We start from the raw sequence: 2,419 nt of genomic DNA, 5'->3' as shown, positions 1-2,419 counted from the left end.
CTCGAAGCTGCGGCCGCAGCCATCGAGGCAGCCTGCCGCGACCCGACCATGTCTCCGCCGGGTTCTTCGGATTGCGATATTTGGGACGAACGGGCGGGTATGGACGGCGCTCGCGATTGAACCGCGTGGCCTCGTTGGCCAGTCCAATCCTGTGGAGCCGTTCCTCCAAATGTGCTTTTTGCACCAACATTTTCTGAGTGAGTTTGGCGGCGACCTCTTGGTGAAATATCCAGAGCTCGTCAACGGAGAGCGAATTGAAATGCGCGGTGTTCATGGCTCCATCCCTAATCTTGGGCAGAAGGCCCAGGCAGACAAGTCGGGAATCCGGGAGCAGACAAGCCCTCAGTGAAATATTGATCATGCAATCCACATTTAATACGAGAGGTAGCAGGGAGAAAGGCGCGACAGTGGTAATATCGTGGCGGAGTATTTAAATCGCCGCGCGGGGTAGCCACGTCTCGTGACCTCCACAAACTCACCCTCGGCCAGTTGCGCTTTCGTGCTCGGGGACGAGCGCAAAGATGGCGATCGACCGGACGGCGGCGCGGACGGCTCGATGAATCGCGCTGCCTCGTGACCGGCATATTAATCAGGTAGCCAAGAGTACAATCAATTAATTCATCGCGCCGCCCGATTTAAGCCGCATGGGAGCCGTTGTCGCCGCTAAGGTTCGAGCGGGGGTGGGGCGCACCCGGGAGTTTTCGATGTCCGGTCATTTGCGATTATACTTCGCCAGTTTGGTGCTTGTCGGAGGTTTATCGGCGGCGCCTGCGTCTGCCAACCCTCTTGCCGACTTCTTCAATACTGCTACGCCCCAACCCACGGTAACCTCTCCGCCGCAAGCCGAATGCGTGCCGCGTCCCGGTACCTCGACCACTGGTGGACAGCATTGGGTCTACCGAATGGACGGTCGCCGCAAATGCTGGTTCCTGGCCGAGGGCATCGCGACGGTGAAGAAGCCCATTCGGGCTCGCATGGCCAAAGACCGCAGCGCCAGTTTGGACGAGAACGGGACGAGGTGGAGCGCGGTCGTTGATGCGCGCGCGGAGGTGCTGCGCTCCGCACCGCCCGAGCAATCTCAGCCGCCTGTACCCGAAATGAAGGTAGCTGATGCCGCTTCCAATCTCGGCACGGGGTCGGCGGCCCCCATTGTCGATCTTCCCAACCAGATCACCTCCGAACACTCCGTGCCGGGCCAAGTCGACGTTGGGCAGCTTCTCGCCGACGCACCTCAAGATATGCCGCTGGGCGCGCGCACTGCAGAGGCGCACGGCGAAGCGCGCAGCTGGACGGCCTGGTTCGGTGTACTGCTGATGACGCTTGGTGGCCTCTCGCTCTTGAGCTCGAGCCGCACGCTTCGGCATGCGTGGAGATTACGTTAGCTTAGATGCGAGGTACATCCGCCGCGCAATCAATGGATTCCACGAGCCGGTATAGCCGAACTGCCACACGTACAAAGATTCCGTGCGCCACGCCTAGTTTGGCACCGGCTTAGACGGACATTCGAGTACGATGACGGTCGCCTTTGGGATCGGACTGCATTATGCGGTACAAGGTGTTCGTGGTGGACGGCAGCCGGCAACTGATCTGCGCTGCAAAGCTCGACTGCATTGACGAGCAGGCGGCGAGACGCCGAGCCGAGCAAATGCATGACGAGCACGACGTTGAGCTTTGGCAAGGCGATCGACTCGTTGCTGTGTTCCGAAGTGCAACGTCGAATGAAGGTCGGAGCTAACGCGCGATCCTGAATAGACGGCCGGTCTCGCCGCCGAGTTAGTTCGAGCATTGTGAGGCACCGCGGCCTGGCTGGTTGCCGACATGTCGCAGCGACGTCGTCACCGGGGCTCGCTACTGCGGTCCCGGCCGTCTCTAAACGGCTCTTGCTCTGCCGCTCGCTTTGGTACGCTTTCTTCTTGTTCTTGCTTCTACATGTCGGAGCTTACTTCGAAGCTTTTCCACCTCTCTAAGCTCCTCCAGAAGCGCCTGGTGCCGTTCATTCAGAACAGCACTAGAAAAAATCTGACGCGTACTCGACATCACATGCCTCAGAAATGATTTGAAGTAAGAAGTCGACGAAAAGCGAAAGCTAAAGAATACTCCACCGAAGCTCAATGAGCTGAAGCCGCAGCCGCCAGATGCTCCCAGTACTCTGCCTCTGCAAGCAGTTTCCAGCTTCTCTCAGGTTGGAGTGCGGCAGTCTGTCGGCACAGCAGCGCCATTGCACGCAGGCGGCGGGCAGCTTCCATTTCAACCTCCCATGTTTTCCCCCAACATATTTTTTGTTTTTGCGATGGAGTCATCATGATTATATGACATAATCAAATTTCTCATTTAATGGCGGTCAATTTGGTTCCATTTGTAAGCCGACCGGGAACTGCTTTCGGTTTAAGCTTCACATGGATTTCGAATGCTTGCTCGC

Annotated in this window: 2 protein-coding genes; one reads left to right on the top strand and one right to left on the bottom strand. The window is 57.8% G+C overall.

Annotation, left to right across the window (positions count from 1 at the left end):
* On the bottom strand, positions 1-274 hold a 274-nt coding region (locus IVB36_RS04180; protein ID WP_247390756.1), incomplete at its 3' end, for an H-NS histone family protein.
* Positions 275-902: 628 nt separating this feature from the next.
* Between IVB36_RS04180 and IVB36_RS04175 the strand changes: the two genes are divergently transcribed.
* The gene (locus tag IVB36_RS04175; RefSeq protein WP_240543874.1) at positions 903-1,382 is read left to right on the top strand and encodes a hypothetical protein; all 480 of its coding nucleotides are present in this window, start codon (positions 903-905) and stop codon (positions 1,380-1,382) included.
* Positions 1,383-2,419 lie beyond the last annotated feature (1,037 nt).

Source organism: Bradyrhizobium sp. 35 (assembly GCF_023073215.1).
GTDB classification, from domain to species: Bacteria; Pseudomonadota; Alphaproteobacteria; order Rhizobiales; family Xanthobacteraceae; genus Bradyrhizobium; species Bradyrhizobium canariense_D.
The sequence above is the reverse complement of the archived record's forward strand: the minus strand, read 5'-3'. Positions and strand labels throughout refer to the sequence as shown.

Excerpts from the sequence above, each read along its gene's own strand:
- IVB36_RS04175 (WP_240543874.1), top strand. The coding sequence starts at position 903 with ATGGACGGTCGCCGCAAATGCTGGTTCCTGGCCGAGGGCATCGCGACG.